This is a genomic window from Rhizobacter sp. P1_G5 (assembly GCF_056405435.1).
In genome coordinates this window covers 1-637 of the sequence record NZ_JBFUCB010001176.1, presented here as the reverse complement: position 1 = coordinate 637, position 637 = coordinate 1, and the positions used below count along the sequence as shown (strand labels likewise).

1 protein-coding gene is annotated in these 637 nt (G+C 50.9%); it reads right to left on the bottom strand.

The window, feature by feature from the left end; translation table 11 throughout:
• A partial coding sequence (locus AC1D12_RS34830) for a hypothetical protein (protein WP_477845601.1) occupies positions 1-491 on the bottom strand: 491 nt, incomplete at its 3' end.
• Positions 492-637: the final 146 nt, after the last annotated feature.

Sequence of the window (637 nt, the reverse complement as noted above, 5' to 3'; positions counted from 1 at the left end):
GGCTTAAACATGGCGACGACCGGGGAGGCCTGTTTGATTGCGAACACAGAAGCGGCGACAAGCAGCAGCGGCGACAAGAGGCCAAGGATACCCGCAATCAAGCAGAGTGGCAGCAAGATAGTCAACTTTAACGCAAACGGCTTTAAGTTGCTGCAAATTCTATAGGTTGCGCGCAACGCAAAAGCCGAGAACGCCAGAACGATGATAGCCGCAAAACCGCGGGCGGAATTGGAGGGGTAATAGCGGATGACTTTATCTGCACCCATGATGGGTCCAATCATCGTCGTTCGGTACAGCACGGAATACATGAGGCTCGCTATCAATGCTATGGAGAAGCAAGTCGCGACAAAGAGTCGAATCCTCCTCAGTTCTTTAGGTTTTTTCAGCCACGGCAGCACTGCAACACCGCAAAAAAACAGTCCTACAGAAATTGTGGGCAAGAATCTTTCAACGTAGTCCGCAACATTGACGGCTTTAACAAGAAGATTCATCCACTCGTGCCTGGAGCTGGCGGTAAGTTCAAAGGCTACGGGAGAAATGGCACTAAAAAGGGCGGAGGTCGCTATCAAAGCAGTTGCCCAGGGTAAAACTTTCTGCTCCTCCTGCAATTTCCAGAGTCTCGTCGAAGGTTCCGAAC